Origin of the sequence: Bradyrhizobium sp. ISRA430 (genome assembly GCF_029909975.1) — a bacterium.
Taxonomy (GTDB): Bacteria; Pseudomonadota; Alphaproteobacteria; order Rhizobiales; family Xanthobacteraceae; genus Bradyrhizobium.
The window spans coordinates 4,467,758-4,487,391 of record NZ_CP094516.1; the positions used below are offsets into that span (position 1 = coordinate 4,467,758).

At 64.6% G+C, this 19,634-nt stretch carries 19 protein-coding genes; 7 read left to right on the forward strand and 12 right to left on the reverse strand.

Annotated elements, in window-relative coordinates; genetic code table 11:
- Nucleotides 1-119: 119 nt before the first annotated feature.
- Entirely contained in the window at nt 120-608 is a 489-nt protein-coding gene (purE, locus tag MTX21_RS21340; RefSeq protein ID WP_280966665.1) for a 5-(carboxyamino)imidazole ribonucleotide mutase, read from the forward strand.
- Nucleotides 605-1,711 carry a 5-(carboxyamino)imidazole ribonucleotide synthase gene (locus MTX21_RS21345; RefSeq protein ID WP_280966666.1) on the forward strand — a complete coding sequence of 369 codons (1,107 nt, stop codon included), beginning with the start codon at nt 605-607 and terminating at the stop codon, nt 1,709-1,711. Before purE ends, MTX21_RS21345 begins: the two co-directional genes overlap by 4 nt.
- 24 nt (nt 1,712-1,735) lie before the next feature.
- Here MTX21_RS21345 and aqpZ read toward each other — a convergent pair whose 3' ends face one another.
- Entirely contained in the window at nt 1,736-2,458 is a 723-nt protein-coding gene (gene aqpZ / locus MTX21_RS21350; protein ID WP_280966667.1) for an aquaporin Z, read from the reverse strand.
- Between the two features lie 263 nt (nt 2,459-2,721).
- Here aqpZ and rpsU point away from each other — a divergent pair, with 263 nt between their 5' ends.
- Both rpsU and MTX21_RS21360 read left to right on the forward strand, forming a co-directional pair.
- On the forward strand, nt 2,722-3,021 hold the full coding sequence (gene rpsU, locus MTX21_RS21355; protein ID WP_279372941.1) for a 30S ribosomal protein S21: 300 nt from the start codon (nt 2,722-2,724) through the stop codon (nt 3,019-3,021).
- Nucleotides 3,022-3,145: 124 nt separating this feature from the next.
- Entirely contained in the window at nt 3,146-3,793 is a 648-nt protein-coding gene (locus tag MTX21_RS21360) for a tetratricopeptide repeat protein (RefSeq protein ID WP_341511659.1), read from the forward strand.
- 24 nt (nt 3,794-3,817) lie between these two features.
- On the opposite strand, the gene MTX21_RS21365 is transcribed toward MTX21_RS21360, so the two are convergent.
- From MTX21_RS21365 to MTX21_RS21415, 11 genes are all read right to left on the reverse strand, one after another.
- On the reverse strand, nt 3,818-4,768 hold the full coding sequence (locus MTX21_RS21365) for a hypothetical protein (RefSeq protein ID WP_280966669.1): 951 nt from the start codon (nt 4,766-4,768) through the stop codon (nt 3,818-3,820).
- A gap of 91 nt (nt 4,769-4,859) precedes the next feature.
- On the reverse strand, nt 4,860-5,144 hold the full coding sequence (locus MTX21_RS21370) for a cupin domain-containing protein (protein WP_280966670.1): 285 nt from the start codon (nt 5,142-5,144) through the stop codon (nt 4,860-4,862).
- Nucleotides 5,145-5,278: 134 nt separating this feature from the next.
- Nucleotides 5,279-6,376 (reverse strand): ionic transporter y4hA, encoded by a 1,098-nt coding sequence (locus MTX21_RS21375; RefSeq protein WP_280966671.1) that lies wholly within the window; start codon nt 6,374-6,376, stop codon nt 5,279-5,281.
- A gap of 62 nt (nt 6,377-6,438) precedes the next feature.
- Nucleotides 6,439-7,239, reverse strand: coding sequence for an alpha/beta hydrolase (locus MTX21_RS21380; protein ID WP_280966672.1), 801 nt, complete (start codon nt 7,237-7,239; stop codon nt 6,439-6,441).
- Nucleotides 7,240-7,513: 274 nt separating this feature from the next.
- A complete protein-coding gene (locus MTX21_RS21385) occupies nt 7,514-8,911 on the reverse strand; it encodes an NAD(P)(+) transhydrogenase (Re/Si-specific) subunit beta (protein ID WP_280966673.1) in 1,398 nt (465 codons plus the stop codon).
- Nucleotides 8,912-8,949: 38 nt separating this feature from the next.
- A complete protein-coding gene (locus tag MTX21_RS21390) occupies nt 8,950-9,267 on the reverse strand; it encodes a proton-translocating transhydrogenase family protein (RefSeq protein WP_280966674.1) in 318 nt (105 codons plus the stop codon).
- Between the two features lie 11 nt (nt 9,268-9,278).
- Nucleotides 9,279-10,406: a Re/Si-specific NAD(P)(+) transhydrogenase subunit alpha gene (locus MTX21_RS21395; protein ID WP_280966675.1), complete on the reverse strand. Its 1,128-nt coding sequence runs from the start codon at nt 10,404-10,406 to the stop codon at nt 9,279-9,281.
- A 143-nt stretch (nt 10,407-10,549) separates the two neighbouring features.
- Nucleotides 10,550-10,702, reverse strand: a complete 153-nt coding sequence (locus MTX21_RS21400; RefSeq protein ID WP_280966676.1) for an aa3-type cytochrome c oxidase subunit IV — start codon at nt 10,700-10,702, stop codon at nt 10,550-10,552.
- Between the two features lie 96 nt (nt 10,703-10,798).
- Entirely contained in the window at nt 10,799-11,194 is a 396-nt protein-coding gene (locus tag MTX21_RS21405) for a type II toxin-antitoxin system death-on-curing family toxin (protein WP_280966677.1), read from the reverse strand.
- 13 nt (nt 11,195-11,207) lie between these two features.
- Nucleotides 11,208-11,432 (reverse strand): AbrB family transcriptional regulator, encoded by a 225-nt coding sequence (locus MTX21_RS21410; protein WP_280966678.1) that lies wholly within the window; start codon nt 11,430-11,432, stop codon nt 11,208-11,210.
- A gap of 110 nt (nt 11,433-11,542) precedes the next feature.
- Nucleotides 11,543-13,438 carry a M3 family oligoendopeptidase gene (locus MTX21_RS21415; protein ID WP_280966679.1) on the reverse strand — a complete coding sequence of 632 codons (1,896 nt, stop codon included), beginning with the start codon at nt 13,436-13,438 and terminating at the stop codon, nt 11,543-11,545.
- 118 nt (nt 13,439-13,556) lie between these two features.
- Between MTX21_RS21415 and MTX21_RS21420 the strand changes: the two genes are divergently transcribed.
- The 3 genes from MTX21_RS21420 (at nt 13,557) to MTX21_RS21430 (ending at nt 19,547) form a co-directional block, all read left to right on the forward strand.
- The gene (locus tag MTX21_RS21420; protein ID WP_280966680.1) at nt 13,557-15,053 is read left to right on the forward strand and encodes a sigma-54 dependent transcriptional regulator; all 1,497 of its coding nucleotides are present in this window, start codon (nt 13,557-13,559) and stop codon (nt 15,051-15,053) included.
- Between the two features lie 345 nt (nt 15,054-15,398).
- Nucleotides 15,399-17,654 carry a L,D-transpeptidase family protein gene (locus tag MTX21_RS21425; RefSeq protein WP_280966681.1) on the forward strand — a complete coding sequence of 752 codons (2,256 nt, stop codon included), beginning with the start codon at nt 15,399-15,401 and terminating at the stop codon, nt 17,652-17,654.
- Between the two features lie 273 nt (nt 17,655-17,927).
- On the forward strand, nt 17,928-19,547 hold the full coding sequence (locus MTX21_RS21430; RefSeq protein WP_280966682.1) for a DUF882 domain-containing protein: 1,620 nt from the start codon (nt 17,928-17,930) through the stop codon (nt 19,545-19,547).
- The last annotated feature ends 87 nt before the right edge of the window (nt 19,548-19,634 follow it).

Consider the following 19,634-nt stretch of genomic DNA (forward strand, 5'->3'; position numbering starts at 1 on the left):
TGCGGGGATTCACCAAGACAGGATAGTGCATTCCCTTCTCCTTGCCACCGCCTTGCGAGCCGCCGGCCGGAACCGATAATCTGGCCTATGTTTCTGTATTCCCGAGCACAATTGACGTCATGACCGCGCCGATCGCCATCATCATGGGAAGCCAGTCGGACTGGGAGACAATGCGGCATGCCGCCGACACGCTCGCAGCGCTCGGCGTTGCCTGCGAGAGCCACATCGTCTCCGCGCATCGAACCCCGGATCGGCTGTTCGCCTTCGCCAAGGGCGCCAAGGCCGCAGGCTTCAAGGTCATCATCGCCGGCGCCGGTGGCGCAGCCCATTTGCCCGGCATGGCGGCGGCGCTAACGGAACTCCCCGTCTTCGGCGTCCCCGTCGAATCCAGGACCCTCAAGGGGCTCGACTCGCTCTACTCGATCGTCCAGATGCCGGCGGGCATCCCGGTCGGCACCCTGGCGATCGGCAAGGCGGGCGCGATCAATGCGGCGCTGCTCGCGGCCGCCGTGCTGGCATTGTCCGATCCGGCGCTGTCGAACCGCCTGGCCGCCTGGCGCAAGGCGCAGACCGAGGCGGTTGCCGAGCGACCGGAGGACAAGGCGTGACTGACACCAATCGGGTGAAGCTGAAGCCCGGCGACACCATCGGAATCCTCGGCGGCGGACAACTCGGCCGGATGCTGGCCATGGCCGCGGCGCGGCTGGGCCTGCGCTGCCAAGTGTTCTCTCCCGATCCCGATTCCCCGGCCTTCGACGTTGTGCTGAACGCGACTTGCGCCGAATATGCCGATGTCGAAGCGCTGGAGTTGTTCGCCAGCGACGTCGACGTCATCACTTATGAATTCGAGAACGTGCCGGCCGCCGCCGCAATGGTGCTGGACGCGCGCCGCCCCGTGCTGCCGAACCGCAAGATCCTCGAGACCACACAGGACCGGCTTGCCGAGAAGGATTTCGTGACGCGGCTCGGGATCGGCACGGCGCCCTATGCCGACGTCACCTCGGTCACTTCGCTGCGTGAGGCCATCGTCAGGATCGGGCTGCCGGCGGTGCTGAAGACCCGCCGCTTCGGCTACGACGGCAAGGGCCAGGCCATCATCCGCGAGGGCGACGACATCGCCAAGGTGTGGACCAGCCTCGGCACCAAGCAGGCGATCCTGGAGGCCTTCGTGCCGTTCGAGCGCGAGATTTCCGTGATCGCCGCGCGCTCGGCCGCGGGCCAGGTCGAATGCTTCGACGTGACCGAGAACGAGCACCGCGATCACATCCTCAAAGTGTCCCGCGCGCCGGCGCCGATTCCGGATTCGCTCGCGGATGAGGCACGCGGCATCGCCAGCAGGATCGCGAGCGCGCTCGACTATGTCGGTGTTCTCGCGGTCGAGATGTTCGTGCTCGCCAACGGCACCGGGCCAAAAGTGCTGGTCAACGAGATCGCCCCGCGCGTGCACAATTCCGGTCACTGGACGCTCGACGGCGCTTCGGTCTCACAGTTCGAGCAGCACATCCGTGCCATTGCCGGCTGGCCGCTCGGCAAGCCGGTGCGCCACGGTGAGGTCGTCACCATGACCAATCTGATCGGCGACGAGATCAGCGATTACGAGAAGTGGCTGACCGTCCCGGGCGCGACCGTCCACCTCTACGGCAAGGGCGCGCCGCGCCCCGGCCGCAAGATGGGCCACGTCACCGAGGTTCGACCGGCACGAGGCAAGTGACGGGATCGCGGCGCGTGCCTGCGATCACGCCGTCTTCACGCCTGCGACGACGCCCGTCGGCTCCTCGCTCAGCCAGCGATAGATCACACCGCCCAGCGCGCCGCCGATCAGTGGAGCGACCCAGAACAGCCAGAGCTGTGCCATCGCCCAACCGCCGACGAACAGAGCAGGCCCTGTGCTGCGCGCCGGGTTCACCGACGTGTTGGTGACGGGAATGCTGACGAGATGGATCATCACCAGCGCAAGCCCGATCGCGAGCGGCGCGAAGCCCGCGGGCGCGCGGCCGTGGGTGGCTCCCATGATGATGAACAGAAACATCATGGTCATCACCACCTCGGTGATGAAACATACGACCATGCTGTAATGACCGGGCGAGTGCGCATCATAGCCGTTGGAGGCGAAGCCCTTGCCGACGTCGAATCCGGCAGCGCCGCTCGCGATCACATAGAGAAGCGCGGCGGCCACGATTGCGCCCGCCACCTGTGCAATCACGTAAGGAAGGATCTGCCCGGCCGGAAAACGTCCGCCGGCAGCCAGGCCGACCGTGACGGCCGGGTTGAGGTGGCAGCCGGAGATGTGGCCGATGGCATAGGCCATGGTGACCACGCTCAGTCCGAATGCCAGAGAGACGCCGACCAGGCCGATTCCGACCTGCGGAAAGCCGGCTGCGATCACTGCACTCCCGCAACCTGCGAATGTGAGCCAGAAGGTGCCGATAGCCTCGGCGGCGTATTTTTTCATGTCCATGTGGCGTTTCCCCTGATTTCCAAGATTTCCGGAGCAAAGCTCCGGCTGCCGCCCCGTCCTTGGCGCCAAATCTCCCAAATCGGGGCCGCACAAGGGCACTTTCGCCTCATTTAGTGGCCGAACTTGGCCCGAAATGCTGGTTCGCAGGTGGACATCTCACCTTTTGTCTGATACATCCGCGCGCTCAAGGTTAAGGGCCGGGCGTTTTGCCACCCCCTTTGACTTACCAGAATTCAAATCCGATCCACTGAAGAGGATGCCGCGTGCAGGTTCTCGTTCGCGATAACAATGTTGATCAAGCCCTCAAGGCGCTGAAGAAGAAGATGCAGCGCGAGGGTATTTTCCGCGAGATGAAGCTCCGCGGCCATTACGAAAAGCCCTCCGAGAAGAAGGCCCGCGAAAAGGCTGAAGCCGTGCGCCGCGCGCGCAAGCTCGCCCGCAAGAAGCTGCAGCGCGAAGGCCTGTTGCCGATGAAGCCGAAGCCGGTGTTCGGCGCAGGTCCCGGTGGCGACCGCGGTGCTGGCGGCCGTGGTGGTCCGGGCGCCGGTCGCGGACCGCGCTGATTTTCCTGATCTGCACGACTGAGTTTTCGATGACGCGGGCCCCGGGCCCGCGTTATTAGTTTGTAGCGGTGCCTTTCCTGGGACGGGGCACTACAGATGCGGCACCAGCGCGAGCGAACCGTAGATGGCTTCCCCTTTCCCCGAGCGCCTGTTGGCGCGGTCGCGCCACGTATGGCGGCAGCCGCTCATGCTGGCTTTAGTGGGAATCATACTGTCCGGCTGCTCCTTCGATCTGGGATCGCTGATGCCTGAGAAGGACAAGCCGCAGGAGGCGCCCAAGGCGGCAGCCACCGACAGCGCCGTCAGTGCCGGCAATGTCAGCGAGGCTCAGGCCCACACCGCGAAAGGCCAGGCTCTGGCGAAGTCCGGAGAGACGGCTGCCGCACTCGACGAGTTCAATCGGGCGGTCGCGCTCGATCCCTATAACGCGCAGGCGCTCTATGGCCGCGCCCTGATCTACCAGGGCAACAACGAGCACGATTTCGCGATCGCCGATTTCGGCGCGGCGAGCGGGCTCAACCCGCAAAAGGCCGAGCCGCTGCTCGGCCGCGCCGTCAGCTATCTCGCGCTCGGCAAGGTCAAGGAGGCGGCAGCCGACCTCGATGAGGCGTCCGAGGCTGATCCGCACAATGCCCAGGTCTGGACGACGAGGGGGCAGGCCTACGAGCGGCTGGGTGACAAGGCCAAGGCTGCAGCGTCCTACACCAAGGCGGTCGCGCTTCGGCCGCGCGACGACGCCGCGCGCAGCGGCCTTGCCCGCGTCGGTGGCTGACAGGCCAGGCGCGGTGCTGGCGCCTTAATCCGGGGTGACGCCCTTCGGCAGGACGGCGTGGAACATCGACTTCATGCCAGACAGCATGTCGTCGGCAACATTGGTCTTGGGCCGCGGGCCAGCGGACCCGCCCGCGTCGGCACGCAAATCGAGCGGCGGCGGAAGCATCGGCACGGGAATATCAGCCGGCGGGGTCAGCCTGTTGGGATCGTCGTTGCCGACCGACGCCGTGTAGGGCGGGTTCGCCGACGACTGACCGTTGCCATAGGTTTCGCCTGATGGCGTCGACACCGTGATCGGCGGCGGCAGCGGCCGCACGGCCGATGGTCCCGCGGTGACTACCCGCGGCGTCTCCTGCGCCCGGGGCGCCTCGATCGCGTGGGCCGACTCCTGCGCCGCGGGCTCAGCCGACTTGTTCTCGGCCGACCTGCTCTCAGGCGATTTGCGCAGGCGCTCGATGGCGGCGCGCGCAAGATCGTTGGCATCCGGGGTTGCAGCCGTCGAGGCGGCCGCCGGAGCCGAATTGGCCTCGACGACCGGCGCGGCCGCAGCGGGAGCGCTAGCGGCGGGGGTGGACTTGGCGACGGCCTTCTCACGCGCCGACGGACGGCCGCGGACGTTTGTGGAGGCGGTCTCGGCGGGCGCTACATCCGCAGGCTTGGCATCTGCGGCCTTGGCATCCGCAGCCTTGGTCTCGGCCGGCCGATCGGCGGGTTTGTCGGCGGGCTTCTCAGCCGCCGGCTTGTCCGTCACGGATTTCTCGGAAATGCCCTTGGCCTTGACGCCCGGTGCGGGGAGATTGGCGACGTTGGCAGGTTTACCGTCCTTGCCGGGCTGGGCGGGCGCAATGGCCGCCGCGGGGGTGTCGGGGGCAGGCTTGGCGTTGATGTAATGATTAACGATGTACGCCCCGATGATCGTCGCGAGCACCGAGGGGAAAATATCCATCGAAATTTTAGCGAGGTATTTCAGCATTCCGGCCACTCCCCGCGCGATCTGATGCGGGAACTTTGGGGCATAGTAAGGGATCAACTGCGACGGATCGATGGCAATTGGTGAACGGGACTTACGGCTTCAGCTCGATCTCAAGGAACACGATCTCGGTTGCGGTTTCGTTAAGCACGTCGTGCTCGACACCCGCCTTGCGGAAGTAGGACTTCCCCGCCGCGAGCTGCGCCTTGGAGCGCCCGCCATCGGGCGCGACGATGGTCATTTCGCCGGCGACGACGGGAACGATCACGTAGTCCATCCCGTGGACGTGGTGCCCGGTCGCACTGCCCGGCGCCAGCCGCCACTCGGTCACCCGGACCTGCTCGTTGTCGATCTGGACCTCGGATTTGGCGGCAAGCATCGGAATTCTCCAGTGGCATGATCCGGAAAAGTGGGCAGCGGCTTTCGCGACAAACGCGGAACACGTTTGCGCGGAGATCATGCCCAAACAACAAACTGAAGCGCGATGAAGATTTATCCCAATCTCATCGCGCTTCAGGGCACGAAGACCATGAAGACGTAGACGGCAAATACCACCAGATGGACCAGTCCGAACAGGACGTTGGTCCGACCGGTCCCGAATGTCAGCATGCTCAGCAAAAATGTGAGGAACAGCAACGCCGTGTTCTGCGGGTTCAGGCCCAGCACGAGCGGCTGATCGAAGGCATAGGTGGCGAGCCCGACCGCCGGAATGGTCAGCCCGATGGTCGCAAGCGAGGAGCCGAGCGCCAAATTGATGCTCTTCTGGAGGTCGTTCTTGCGCGCCGCCGCGATGGCGGAGACGCCTTCCGGCATCAGGATCAGGAGCGCAACCAGAAGGCCCGCAAACGCGGGCGGAGCGCCGATCATGCCGGCGACGGCATCGACGACGAGCGAGAATTTCTTGGCGAGGAGAACGACGGTCAAGAGCGAGATCAGGAGCAGCACCAGGCTGAGCGCCAGCATCTTGCCCGACAGATGGCTCCCGCCACCATCGTCGTCCCCGGTCTGATTGATGAAATAGTCGCGGTGCAGGACGGTCTGCGTATAGAGGAATACGCCGTACAGTACGATCGTCACGAGGTCGACGAAGCCGAGCTGAAGCGCCGAGTAGAACGGGCCCGGCGTGGTCAGCGTGTAGTTGGGCATGATCAGCGTGATGGTCGCGAGCGCAATCAATCCGCTGAGATAGACGTTGGCGCCGGAGACCTGAAAGCCCTGCTCGCGGTAGCGCAGGCCGCCGATGAAGACACAGAGGCCGACCAGGCCGTTGCAGACGATCATCACGACCGCGAAAACCGTATCGCGCGCGAGTTCGGGCGCCGGCTTGTCGCCCAGCATGATCGTCGTGATCAGCGCGACCTCGATGATGGTGACCGACAGCGTGAGCAGCAGCGTACCGAAGGGCTCGCCGATCCGCTCCGCGATCACCTCGGAATGATGGACGGCCGCGAACACCGTGCCGAACAGGATCACCAGAAGGACGATCGCAAACACGAAGCCCCCGGCCGACAGCATGAAGCCGTAGCCGGTCGCGGTGACGATCAGGAACAACAGCACCGCCAGGGCGGGGAAAATCCATGACGACCGCGGCATCGGTCCGTGAGCGCTCATATAGACAAATCCTTAAATCGAGCCGGTGCGATTATGCGCGAGAAGATCGCGCGCGTCAGCCCTTAGCTGCCATTGATGAATTGTCGCGCGATCTCCATGGCCCCGAAGGCATCGAGATCGTTGTGTCCGCCACCGGAAAGTCGGACGAGGCGCTTGGGCTCGTGGGCGAGCGCGAACAGCCGCACCCCAAACTCGATCGGGATAGTCGGATCGTCTGTACCATGCATGATCAGAAGCGGCGCGGTAACGCGGGCGATGCGCTCGTCCGAGCGAAACTGGTCGCGCATCAACAAGCGGGCCGGCACGAACCGGTAGAGCGAGGCCGCGACGTCGGCCATCGACGTGTAAGGCGCCTCCAGGATCAATTTGCCGATCGTGTGCTCGGATGCGACCGCAATCGCCACGCCGGTCCCGAGCGAGAAGCCCCAGGCGACGATCCGCTCCGCGGCGTAGCGCGCGGTCGCGAAGGCGTAAGCGGCCGCCGCGTCACGCAGCAGGCCCTGCTCGCTCGGCGCACCACTCGAGCCGGCATAGCCGCGATAGGACAGCGCGACGAGACCACTGCCGTCGGCCGTCATGGCCTTGAAGCGACTGACAAGACCGGCGAGATAATCGCCATTGCCGTGAAAATAGAGGATCACGGGACGGCCGGGCTTGGCAGGCACGTGCCAGACGATCACCTTCTCGCCGTCCGACGTGGCCAGGAGGTGCTCCTCGGCCAGTGAAAATCCTGCGGCGGCCGGCGCCGTCCGTTCGACGGTCGGGATCGGAAACAGCATCTCGCGCTGCTTCGCATAGAGCAGGACGAGACCGGCGACATAGCCGGCCGCAGCGAGGATGGCGATCCACTTGATGAAGGTCATGCAGGCGACACGAGGCTGAGGCCCAATCCTTCGGCGGGACATCGCGAACGACGCAGCCTCGTCCGAAAGGGCCCGCCACAGGCCTCAAGGCTTGCGACGACTTCGCAGCAATTTCAGGACATCCGGCCGGATGCTCGCCGGAATGTCGCGGCAGCCGCATGCCGCCTTATGGGCCGCATGCCACGCGATGCGCTGCTCTCGCGTGGCCTTGGGCGGCATGCGATGGGACCGGTGCCACTCCTTGTTCAGGGCCACCGGTCCGCCTCTCTCGGTGCTACATCGCCTTGACGATGTTCTCGGTGACCTTCTTGGCGTCGCCGAGCAGCATCATAGTGTTGTCGCGATAGAACAGCGGATTGTCGATGCCGGCATAGCCGGACGCGAGCGAGCGCTTGATGAACATCACCGTGCCGGCCTTCCAGACCTGGAGCACCGGCATGCCGTAGATCGGCGAGGTCTTGTCCTCCTCGGCCGCGGGGTTGGTGACGTCGTTGGCGCCGATCACGAAGGCGATGTCGGCCTGCGCGAATTCGGAGTTGATGTCCTCGAGCTCGAACACCTCGTCATAGGGCACGTTGGCTTCGGCGAGCAGCACGTTCATGTGACCGGGCATGCGGCCCGCGACCGGATGGATGGCGTACTTCACCTCGACGCCTTCCTTCTTCAGCATGTCGGCCATTTCGCGCAGCGCGTGCTGGGCCTGCGCCACCGCCATGCCGTAGCCGGGCACGATGATGACCTTGGAGGCGTTCTTCATGATGAAGGCCGCATCGTCGGCCGAACCGAGCTTGGCAGGCTTCTGCTCGCCCGTGCCGCCGCCAGCAGCCGCAGTCTCGCCGCCGAAGCCGCCGAGGATGACCGAGATGAAGGACCGGTTCATCGCGTGGCACATGATGTAGGACAGGATCGCACCACTCGATCCGACCAGCGCACCGGTGATGATCAGCGCGGAATTGCCGAGCGTGAAGCCGATACCCGCCGCAGCCCAGCCCGAATAGGAGTTCAGCATCGAGATCACGACCGGCATGTCGGCGCCACCGATCGGGATGATCATGAGCACGCCGAGCGCCAGCGCGAGGATGACGTTCAGCCAGAAGAACACGACGCTGCCGGTGACGACGAGGCCGATGATGCAGGCGACCAGCGCAACCGCGAGCGCGATGTTGATGAGATGCCGCGCCGGCAGGATGATCGGGGCGCCGCTCATGCGCGCGGACAGCTTCAGGAACGCGATCACCGAGCCGGTGAAGGTCAGCGCGCCGATGGCGACGCCGAGCGACATTTCGACCAGGCTCTGGGTGTGGATGTTGCCGGGCGTGCCGATGTCGAAGGCCTCGGGCGCATAGAACGCGCCGGCAGCGACCAGCACCGCGGCCATGCCGACCAGCGAGTGGAAGGCGGCGACCAGCTCCGGCATCGAGGTCATCGGCACGCGGCGCGCGATCACCGCGCCGATCGCTGCACCGATGGCGATGCCGACGATGACGAGCAGCCAGGCGAGGCCGTCCGCCGGCGGATGGTTGGCGAGCGTCGTGGCGACCGCGATCGCCATGCCGATCATGCCGAGAAGATTGCCGCGGCGCGATGTCGCCGGGCTCGACAGTCCCCGCAGCGACAGGATGAACAGCACACCCGCCACGAGATACAACAATGCAGAGAGATTAGCGTTCATCTCAGGTCCCCATTATCCCATCAGCCCGAGGTGGCCGCTTACTTCGACTTCTTCTTGTACATCGCCAGCATGCGCTGGGTGACAAGGAAGCCGCCGAAGATATTGATGCAGGCGAAGATCAGCGCGATGAAACCGAAGCCCCGCGCCCAGCCTGACCCGCTCGATACATTCGCAACACCGCCCGCGAGCAGTGCGCCGACCACGATCACCGAGGAGATTGCGTTGGTGACCGACATCAGCGGCGTATGCAGCGCGGGGGTCACCGACCACACCACGAAATAGCCGACGAAGACGGCGAGGACGAAAATCGACAGCCGGAAGATGAAGGGATCGACGACCTGTGCAACATGCTCCATGACGGCTCTCCTTAGGCTTTCGGCTGGAAGTTCGGGTGGATGACGGCGCCGTCCTTGGTCAGCGCGGTCGCCTTGACGAGCTCGTCGTCCCAGTTCACGGCCAGCTTCTTCTCTTTCTTGTCGACCATAGTCTCGATGAAGGAGAACAGGTTGCGCGCATAGAGGCTGGAGGCCGAGGCCGCGACGCGGCCGGCGACGTTGGTGTAGCCGACGATCTTGATGCCATCGAGGTCGACGACCTCACCGGCTTTGGCGCCCTCGACATTGCCGCCGCGCTCGACCGCGAGATCGACCAGCACCGAACCCGGCTTCATCGACTTGACCATCTCGCCTGAGATGAGCTTCGGCGCCGGGCGTCCCGGAATCAGCGCCGTCGTGATGACGATGTCCTGCTTCTTGATGTGCTCGGCGGTGAGCGCGGCCTGCTTGGCCTGGTACCCCTTCGACATCTCCTTGGCGTAGCCGCCGGCGGTCTGCGCGTTCTTGAACTCCTCGTCCTCGACCGCGAGGAACTTTGCGCCGAGCGATTCGACCTGCTCCTTGGTCGCGGGCCGCACGTCGGTGGCGGTGACGACGGCACCGAGGCGGCGCGCAGTCGCGATCGCCTGGAGGCCGGCAACGCCGACGCCCATCACGAACACCTTCGCCGCGGGCACGGTGCCGGCAGCCGTCATCATCATCGGGAAGGCGCGGCCGAAGGCTTCAGCGCCCTCGATCACGGCGCGGTAGCCGGCGAGATTCGCCTGCGAGGACAGCACGTCCATCACCTGCGCGCGCGTGATGCGCGGCATCAATTCCATCGCGAAGGCGGCGATGCCGGCATCGGCCATCGCCTTCAGCGCTGCATCGTTGCCGTAAGGGTCCATGATGGCGATGACGAGCGCGCCGCGCTTGTACTGGGCGAGCTCCGATGCTTCCGGCCGCTTCACCTTGATGATGATATCGGCATCCTTCAGCGCATCGGCGCTGACGGTAGCGCCCACTGCGGTGAATTCGGAATCCGGAAGGCCCGATTTGAGGCCGGCGCCCGGCTCGACGGCAACCTCGGCGCCCAGCGCCTTGAACTTCTTCACCGTATCAGGCGAAGCGGCGACCCGCGGCTCTGACGGATCGATTTCCTTGGCAACGGCGATCTTCATAGGTCCTCCGGCGGGCGCGGGACAGCGCACGCACAAAAAAGTAGCGTTACTCCCGCGACGTTGGATACCGGTTTTGATACCGGCTTGGATGCAAATATTGTGGGCAGCCGCCGCCGCTGGCGTAGGCAGCTACCGAAGAAGGATCAGGTGAGGAAGATCGCCATCAGGATCACGATGAGCGCGACCGAGGCCGTGCCGTACTTCACCAATTTGATGAAGCCCTCATAGGTCTGCTCGTGCGCAACGTAGTCGTTGCCGTCGGCGGTGGTGTACGCCACTTCGCTATGTTCAGCCATGGATGTCCCCAGTCGAAAGTCCAATTCTTCGCTGGCAATACCGCAATAAACCGGACAGGGCAACGGCGCGGAGGCGCGGTTTTCCTGCAAATAGGCTCATTCGGAATCCCAATTGTCGCGGATCCAGCGCGTGAGGCTCCGCTCGCTGACTTCGCCTGCGGCGAGTGAGAGGATGATGATTGCAGCTTCCGCGGGATCGGGACTGAAGGCCGCGCTGTTCTTACCCAAGAACACCATCATCGCCATAAAAGCGATGCGCTTGTTTCCATCGACGAATGCAGGGTTTTTTGCGAGGCCGAATGCATAGGCTGCGGCGAGCTCGTCCAGTGGCGCCTGCTCATAGCGCCATTTGTTGATCGGCCGCTCCAACGCCGAGCGCAACATGCCTTCGTCGCGCAATCCTGGCGCACCGCCGAAACGGCGAAGCTGTCGACTGTGAATGGCGACAGCTTGCTCGTACGCAATCCAAAGCGGTTCCTGAGGCTCGCTCATGCGAGTGAGCCAACTATTTTGCAATCGCTGCTAGCGTGTCGCGATATTTGTCCATGATCTCGTCGGCGATTTCCATCGTCCGCTCGAAGTCAGGATCGTAGGGCAGTGCCTGGAAGCCGCCACCCGGCAACTCCACGATGTGCAGTTGCTGCCCGCGCTTGAGGTCGAGGCGCTGCATCAGCTCGCGCGGCAACAACAGCCCATCCGAATTGCCGATCTTCTTGATCTCGATCTTCATGGCCGTCTCACCGTAGATAGATGGCGTTATACATCTGTATAACGCCATCCGCGGCAGCAGTTCAACAGGTGTTTTACTACATCCTGCCTACAATTGAGGCATCTCCGCGCTCAGCCCATCGCCTCCAGCTCGTCGATCATGCCGGCAATGACCGAGAGCCCGCCGTCCCAGAATTTCGGGTCCTTGGCGTCGAGCCCGAAGGGGCGGAGCAGCTCGGAATAATGCTTGGTGCCGCCGGCGGCGAGCATGTCGAGATAGCGCTCGGCAAAGCCCTCGGCGGCGTTCTCGTAGACGGCGTAGAGCGAGTTCACGAGGCAATCGCCGAACGCATAGGCATAGACGTAGAACGGCGAGTGGATGAAATGCGGGATGTACATCCAGTAGTTCTCATAGCCCGCCTTGATCTCGATCGCCGGTCCGAGGCTCTCGCCCTGCACCGACAGCCAGATCTCGCCAAGCCGCGTCGCGGTGAGCTCGCCGTTCTTGCGTTCGGTATGCACGGCGCGCTCGAACGAATAGAACGCGATCTGCCGCACCACCGTGTTGATCATGTCCTCGACCTTGCCGGCGAGCATCGCCTGGCGCTGCTTCGCACTCTTGGTCTGCGCGAGCAGCCGCTTGAAGGTCAGCATTTCCCCGAACACGCTTGCGGTTTCCGCGAGCGTCAACGGCGTCGGCGCCATCAGCGCGCCGTTCTTGGCCGCCAGCACCTGGTGCACGCCATGGCCGAGCTCATGGGCGAGCGTCATCACGTCGCGCGGCTTGCCCTGGTAGTTCATCAGCACGTAAGGGTGCGCCGACGGCGTGGTCGGATGCGAGAAGGCGCCGGGCGCCTTGCCCGGACGCACCGGCGCATCGATCCAGCGGTCGGCGAAGAAGCGCTCGGCGATCTCGGCCATTGTCGGCGAGAAGCCGCGATAGGCAGTGAGCACCATGTTCCGCGCGTCCGGCCAGGCGATGGTGTCGGTCGCGGCAAAGGGCAGCGGCGCGTTGCGGTCCCAATAGGCGAGCCGCTTCTTCTTGAACCAGCGCGCCTTCAGCGCGTAGTAGCGATGCGACAGCTTCGGATAGGCCGCGCGCACAGAAGCGACCAGCGCATCGACCACCTCGCGCTCGACGCGGTTGTTCAGATGGCGGGAATCCGCGACGTCCTGGAAGCCGCGCCAGCGGTCGGCGATGTCCTTGTCCTTGGCGAGCGTATTGGTGATCAGCGCAAAGGTGCGCTCATTGGCCTTGAACGTCTTTGCCAGCGCTTCGGCGGCGGTCTTGCGCTTGGCGCCGTCGCGGTCCTGCAACAGGTTCAGCGTCGGCTCGATCGCGAGCTCCTTGGAGCCGACCTTGAAGCGCAGGCCCGAGATGGTTTGGTCGAACAGCCTGTTCCAGGCGGAATACCCGGTCTGCGCCTTCTCCAGAAAGAGCTGCTCCAGCTTGTCCTCGAGCTGGTACGGCTTCTCCTTGCGCAGGTCCTCGATCCACGGACGGTAATGCGCGAGCTCGGCGGTTTGCATCGCGCGGGTCAAAAGATCGTCATCGATGCGGTTGAGCTCGAGCGCGAAAAACAACAGATGCGTGGACGCCGCTGTCAGCCGTTCGGAGACGTCGCCGTAAAACTTTGAAATCTTGGGATCAACGCTGTCGCCGGCGTGGACGAGCCCAGCATAGGAGCCGAGACGGCCGGCGAGATCATCGATCGCCTCATAGCGTCGCACGGCCTCGGCGAGCCATTTTCCGCCATCTTCGTTTGCTGTCCCTGTCGCGAGCTTGCCCTTGTAGTCCGTCTCAAACGCGACGCAATCGGCGTCCATCTTCTCGAGATCGCGCGCCACTTCCGGCGCATCGATCCCGGAATAGAGATCGGCGAGGTTCCACTCCGGAAGCTTGCCGGTTTTGCTCGCCGGCTTTCTGGAGGACTTTGCTTTGGCGGCGTTTTTTTTGGTGTTCGGCTTGCGGAGAGCGGACGTGCTAAGAGCAGACTTGCTAAGTGCAGATTTGGAGCGCGAAGTCATTGTGCTGGAAACCTGTGTTCAACGATCGCAGAGATCATCAAGGTTTAAGAGTGCGTTAATCGGCTTCGGCCAGAGTGACCCGATTCGAGACAGATAGTTGTAGCGTGCGGGGAACACCATGGCTGCCAGTATTTTGATCGCCGACGACGACGCCGTAGCGCGCCGTCTGGTCGAGAACATGGTGCAGAAATGCGGCTATGAGACGGTCGTCGTGGACTCCGGCGATGCCGCAATCGCCGCCCTCACCGCGCCCGACGCGCCGGCCATCGACGCCGTGATCCTCGATCTCGTGATGCCCGGCCTCGACGGCATGGGCGTGCTGGCCAAGATCCGCGAGGCGGGGCTCAGCGTCCCCGTGATCGTGCAGACCGCCCATGGCGGCATCGACAACGTGATCTCGGCGATGCGCGCAGGCGCGGCCGATTTCGTGGTCAAGCCGGTCGGCATGGAGCGGCTTCAGGTTTCCTTGCGCAATGCGCTCAACGCCTCCGCACTCAAGGGCGAATTGCAGCGCATCCGCCACAGCCGCGAGGGACGCTTGACCTTCTCCGACATCGTCACGCGTGCCGAGGCGATGACGCCGGTGATGCGCGCCGCGCAGAAGGCGGCGGGCTCCTCGATCCCCGTGCTGATCGAAGGCGAGTCCGGCGTCGGCAAGGAGATGTTCGCGCGTGCCATCCATGGAAGCGGCGAGCGCAAGGCAAAGCCGTTCGTCGCGGTCAATTGCGGCGCTATCCCTGACAATCTCGTCGAGTCGATCCTGTTCGGTCACGAGAAGGGCGCCTTCACCGGCGCGACCGAACGGCACATGGGCAAGTTCGTCGAGGCCCATGGCGGCACGCTGTTTCTGGACGAGGTCAGCGAGCTGCCGCTGACCGCGCAGGTCAAGCTGCTGCGTGCGCTCCAGGAAGGTGCGGTGGAGGCGGTCGGCGGCCGCAAGCCCGTCAAGGTCGACGTCCGCATCATCTCCGCAACCAACCGCAGGCTTCTGGAGCGGGTGAAGCAGGGCCACTTCCGCGAGGACCTGTTCTATCGCCTGCACGTGCTGCCGCTGACGATCCCGGCGCTGCGCGCGCGGCGCGAGGACATCCCGCATCTGCTTCGTCATTTCCTGGCGCGGTTTGCTGCCGAGGAGAACCGCGCGATTACCGGCATCAGCGGCGAGGCGGTGGCGCACCTGGCGCAGCTCGATTGGCCCGGCAACATTCGTCAGCTCGAGAACGCCGTCTATCGCGCAGTGGTGATGAGCGAGGGCGACCAGCTCGGCCTCGGCGATTTCCCGCTGCTCAGCTCGCATCCGCATCCCGGGACGGAGATTCCGACCGCGCCGCTGATGCTCGAGCCGATTGCGGCGCCCACAATGGTATCGGGTAGCGAAATACCGATCGCCCCCCTGCCGTCGGCAGGCGCTCTTGCCATGTTGACCTCGACCGGCGACGTGCGGCCGCTCGAGGACATGGAGAACGAGATCATCCGATTCGCGATCTCGCATTATCGCGGACAGATGTCGGAGGTGGCCCGCCGCCTCAAAATCGGCCGCTCCACGCTTTACCGCAAACTCGACGAAGCCGGCGTGTCCGGACATGGCGGGAAAAGCGGAGAGGAGACGCACTAGGCCGCGCTGTGAACCGCGGTTTGCCTGACGCTCCGAGATGAGCGCAAGCCCTTTGGTTTACGGCATTTTCGACTGCGGCGTGAACCGTGACTTGGAAGTGACAGACAAAGGGAAAAGCGCGTGGCAGAGGCGCACAATCCGTTGCAAAGAGGCTTCCTTGAAGTCAGTTTGTCGTGAGTTGTCCCGGGTAGCGCTGGCTGCAAAATCGGGGCCTGTATATCGTCGGCGTATGAAGCGTTGCGTGCAGGCGTGCAACTTGCGAGAGGCCGGCGCGGTTAGCCGAAGCTGAAAAGACGATAACGAAGCTGTTCCATGAGGGACAGTTCGCCCGAGGGGTGTGACACAATGCTTGACTGTTCGAACCACCGTCGAGGCTTTGACCGCGTGCTGATGACGGTCGCGGCAACCTTCCTCACGGTGTCGGCCACTTCGGCACTGGCGCAGGATCAGGCGCGCAGCAGTGCTGCCGAGCTCGCGATCGAAGCCGCAATCCCGCGCCCCGAACCGGCAAACGTCCCGCCCCCCACCGCCGCCGACATCAAGCTCGACACCACGGCAGCGGTTCAGGACCCCGCCAAGGACGCAATGAAAGAGCCGACAAAAGCGGAAGCTGCTCCGGAGCCTGACAAGGTCGAGACCAAGCCCTCCGACGTCGCCACCACGCCGGCAGCCGACGCGCCGAAGAGCGAGACGGCCAAGACCGAGCCGACCAAATCTGAGCCGACCAAATCTGAACCTGCCAAATCTGACACCGCGACGGCAGTGCCGACCGCTCCCGCAGCACCTGCAGCCGCCGCAGCGGCCCCGGCCGAACCGCCGAAGGAGATCGCCAAGGAGCCCGCCGCCGAGCCGGTGAAGGCCGCGAGCAACGTGCCCGCCGCCGACCAGCCGGTCGCCGACAAGCTCAAGGACATGATCGGCACCAAATCTTCGCGTTATTTCGATCGCAAGAACGAGCGTGCCGCCGTCGAGAAGTTTTACGGCGCGCGCGAGTTCGCGCCGGTCTGGACGCAAGCAGGCAGCTTGACCGCCGCGGGCAAGGGCGTGATTGCGCGGCTGAAGGATGCAGCCTCCGACGGCCTCAATCCCGCCGATTACCCTGTGCCGGATTTCGCCGCCGCCACGACGCCCGATGCGCTCGCCGAAGCCGAGCTGAAGCTCACCGCCAGCATGCTCGACTATGCGCGTCAGGCGCAGAGCGGCCGGATGCACTGGTCGCAGGTCAGCGCCGATATCCTCTATCCCGAGCACCCGGTCGACCCGAACGAGGTACTGACCAAGGTCACGACCGCGGCCGACGCGTCCGCCGCGCTCGACAGCTACAACCCGCCGCAGAAGCTCTACAAGGAGTTGAAGGCGAAGCTCGCGCAGCTCCGCGGCCAGGGCGAAGGCCCGATGATCGAGATCGGCGACGGCCCCGCGCTGAAATACACCCCGGCCCGCGGCAAGAAGCAGGCCGAGGTCGTGGTGGAAGATCCGCGGGTGCCGCAGCTCCGCGCCAAGCTCGGCATTACCGAGAACGCCAACGATGCGCGCTACGACGCGACGGTTGCCGAAGCCGTGCGCAAATTCCAGGACGGCGCCGAGCTCAAGGCCACCGGCATCCTCGACGACAGGACTGTCAAGGCGCTGAACAGCCCGAAGCGCGACAGGCAGATCGACACGGTGCTGGTGAACATGGAGCGCTGGCGCTGGTTGCCGCGCGACCTTGGCGTCCCGTCGCTCGGCGACGCCTATGTCATCCTCAACATCCCCGACTACACTCTGAAGGTGATGCAGCGCGGCCAGCAGGTCTGGACCACCCGCGTCGTCACCGGCAAGCCGGGCCAGCATGCGACCCCGCTGCTCAGCGAGACGATGAAGTACATCACGGTCAACCCGACCTGGAACGTGCCGCCGTCGATCGTCTACAACGAATACCTGCCGGCGCTTCAGCAGGACCCGACCGTGCTCCAGCGCATGGGCCTGCGCCTCGAGCAGAACCGCGACGGCTCCGTGCATATCTCGCAGCCGCCCGGTGAAGCCAACGCACTCGGCCGCGTCCGCTTCAACTTCCCGAACAAATTCCTGGTCTATCAGCACGACACGCCGGACAAGTACCTGTTCGCCAAGGAGGAGCGCGCCTTCAGCCACGGCTGCATGCGCGTGCAGAATCCGGATCAGTACGCCTCCGTGCTGCTCAACATCACGATGCCGAACGAGCACTACACGCCCGAGCGCATCCGCAGCATGTACGGCTCGAGCGAGATCGATCTGAAATTCCCGACGCCGATCCCGGTCAACATCACCTACCAGACTGCGTTCGTGGATGACGCCGGCAAGCTGCAATTCCGCAGGGACGTCTATGGCCGCGATGCGACCATGATCAACATCCTGAAGAACAGCCGCGGCAAGGACCTCGAGAGCGTCGTCGCACATTCTCAGCCGAGCTATTCGCGCCCGGCGACGACGCTGCCGTCCGGCGTGGCGATCGCCAACAATGGCGGCGGCTTTGGCGGCTTCTCCTCGTCCGGCCCCTCGTTCTTCGAGCGCCTGTTCGGGGCGCCGACCCCGCCGCCGGCTCCGGTCGGCCGCAGGTCGCAGCGGGTGTTTACCCGCTGAGGCCATTCTCAGCCGCTTATTCCTTCGAATTTTGCAACAGAATCGGCGATCCCGTCCCCTGGTCGGGATCGCTTAACGTTAACCATTCTCTCACCCGAGGCCGGTCAGCCGGCGTTTTTTCGCCACAGTCAACCGCTTAGGTTTGTATTCAGACTTGGTTTGGGGGCGGGAAGGTACACCTCGAATTAACCTTCTCGCTTTAAGAAAGCGTTCATCCTCTTTCGCGCGCTAGCGGGGTTGGCGGGAGAGTCCATTTGAACGCTCGTCGACTGGGTGGGCTCATACGTGCTGGCTGGTTTCGCACGCAAAATTTCTGCGGTGTCGTTGTCCCATGCGGGAGTGAAGGCCGGATCCAGGATCGGCCTCGCCGCGCTGCTGCTGCTTGCCGCCGCCGGATCGGTTCATGACGCGGCGGCGCTGAACGAGACCCGCACGCTCTCCTTCCACCACACCCATTCCGGTGAAGATCTCACCGTCACCTTCAAGCGCGACGGGCGCTATGACGAGGCTGCGCTGAAGCAGCTCAATCACTTCCTGCGCGACTGGCGCACCCAGGACGAGACGGTCATGGACCGTCACCTCTTCGACATCCTCTGGGAAGTCTATCGCGACGTCGACGCCAAACAGCCGATCCAGATCATCTCCTCCTACCGCTCCCCCGCCACCAACGCCATGCTCCGCCGCCGCTCTTCGGGCGTCGCGCGCTTCAGCCAGCACATGCTGGGACATGCAATGGACTTCTACATTCCGGGCGTGCCGCTGGAGCAGATCCGCTTTGCCGGCCTGCGCCTGCAGCGCGGCGGCGTCGGCTTCTATCCGACCTCCGGCTCGCCCTTCGTGCATCTCGACACCGGCAGCATCCGGCATTGGCCGCGCATGACGCATGATCAGCTCGCGCGCGTCTTCCCGGACGGCCGCACGGTCCATGTGCCCGCCGACGGCACGCCGCTGAAGGGCTATGAGCTTGCCAAGGCGGACATCGAGCGGCGCGGCAATGGCGACGACGCCGCGACCGGCGGCAAGTTGAACTTCTTCGCTGCCCTGTTCAGGAGCAAGTCGGCTCCCAGCAGCGAAGAGGATGACGAAGGCGCCCACGCCGCGAGCGCGAAGCCGACGGCCCCGACCGTGGTCGCCGCCGCGAAGCCGGCCGATCCAGTGCCGACGCCGCGCGCCAAACCGCAAGCTGCTGCAACGCTCCAGCTCGCCTCGGCCGATGCGCAGATCGTTGCGCCGGCCAAGCCGAAGCCCGCACCCGTCGCCGACAAGCCGGCTGACGCCAAGCCGACCGACAAGCCGGAGACGCCGGCCGACATCATCAATGCCCGCGGCTTCTGGGATACGCCGGCAACGCCGCAGCAGGCGACGCCAGCCCAGGTCGCCGCGCTGAAGGCGCGCCAGGCGCTCGCCGCCGCCACCGATCCGCAGCCGACCGCGAGCGTCTCCTCATCCGCCTATGAGGCTCTGGCCTATGCGCCGGGCGACGCCTCCCAGGTTGACCACGCCAAGGTCGTCGCCGCCTCGGCACCGATCCCGCGCCCAGGCCGTCCGGTCTCCCGCAACCTCGCCCAGGCCACTGAAATCAACACGGTTGTGGCCAAGGGGTCCCAGGGCGCGATCGCGACCTCAGCCCGCCTCTCCGCCGCCAAGGGCGAGAGCCTGTGGCTCAAGATCGTGATGCTGTCGCCAAGCGCGAGCCGCGCAATGTCGGTGACGCTGATGGGCGAGATCGATATGGCTGCTATGCGCGCCTACTTCGTCAAGCCGCAAGCCGTGATCGCGATGGGCTTCACCGACGATCCAATGCAGGGCATGTCCTGCGACAGCTTTTCGGGAAGCGCGACGGCGAAGTTCGAGATGACGTCGTTCGTCATGCGCACGGCCGCACTGCGCTAAGGCCCGTCCGACTTTCGCTGTTTTCACAATTTCAGTTTGGTGGCCCGGATTTCGCTTCGCTCCATCCGGGCTACACGTTGCTTGCAA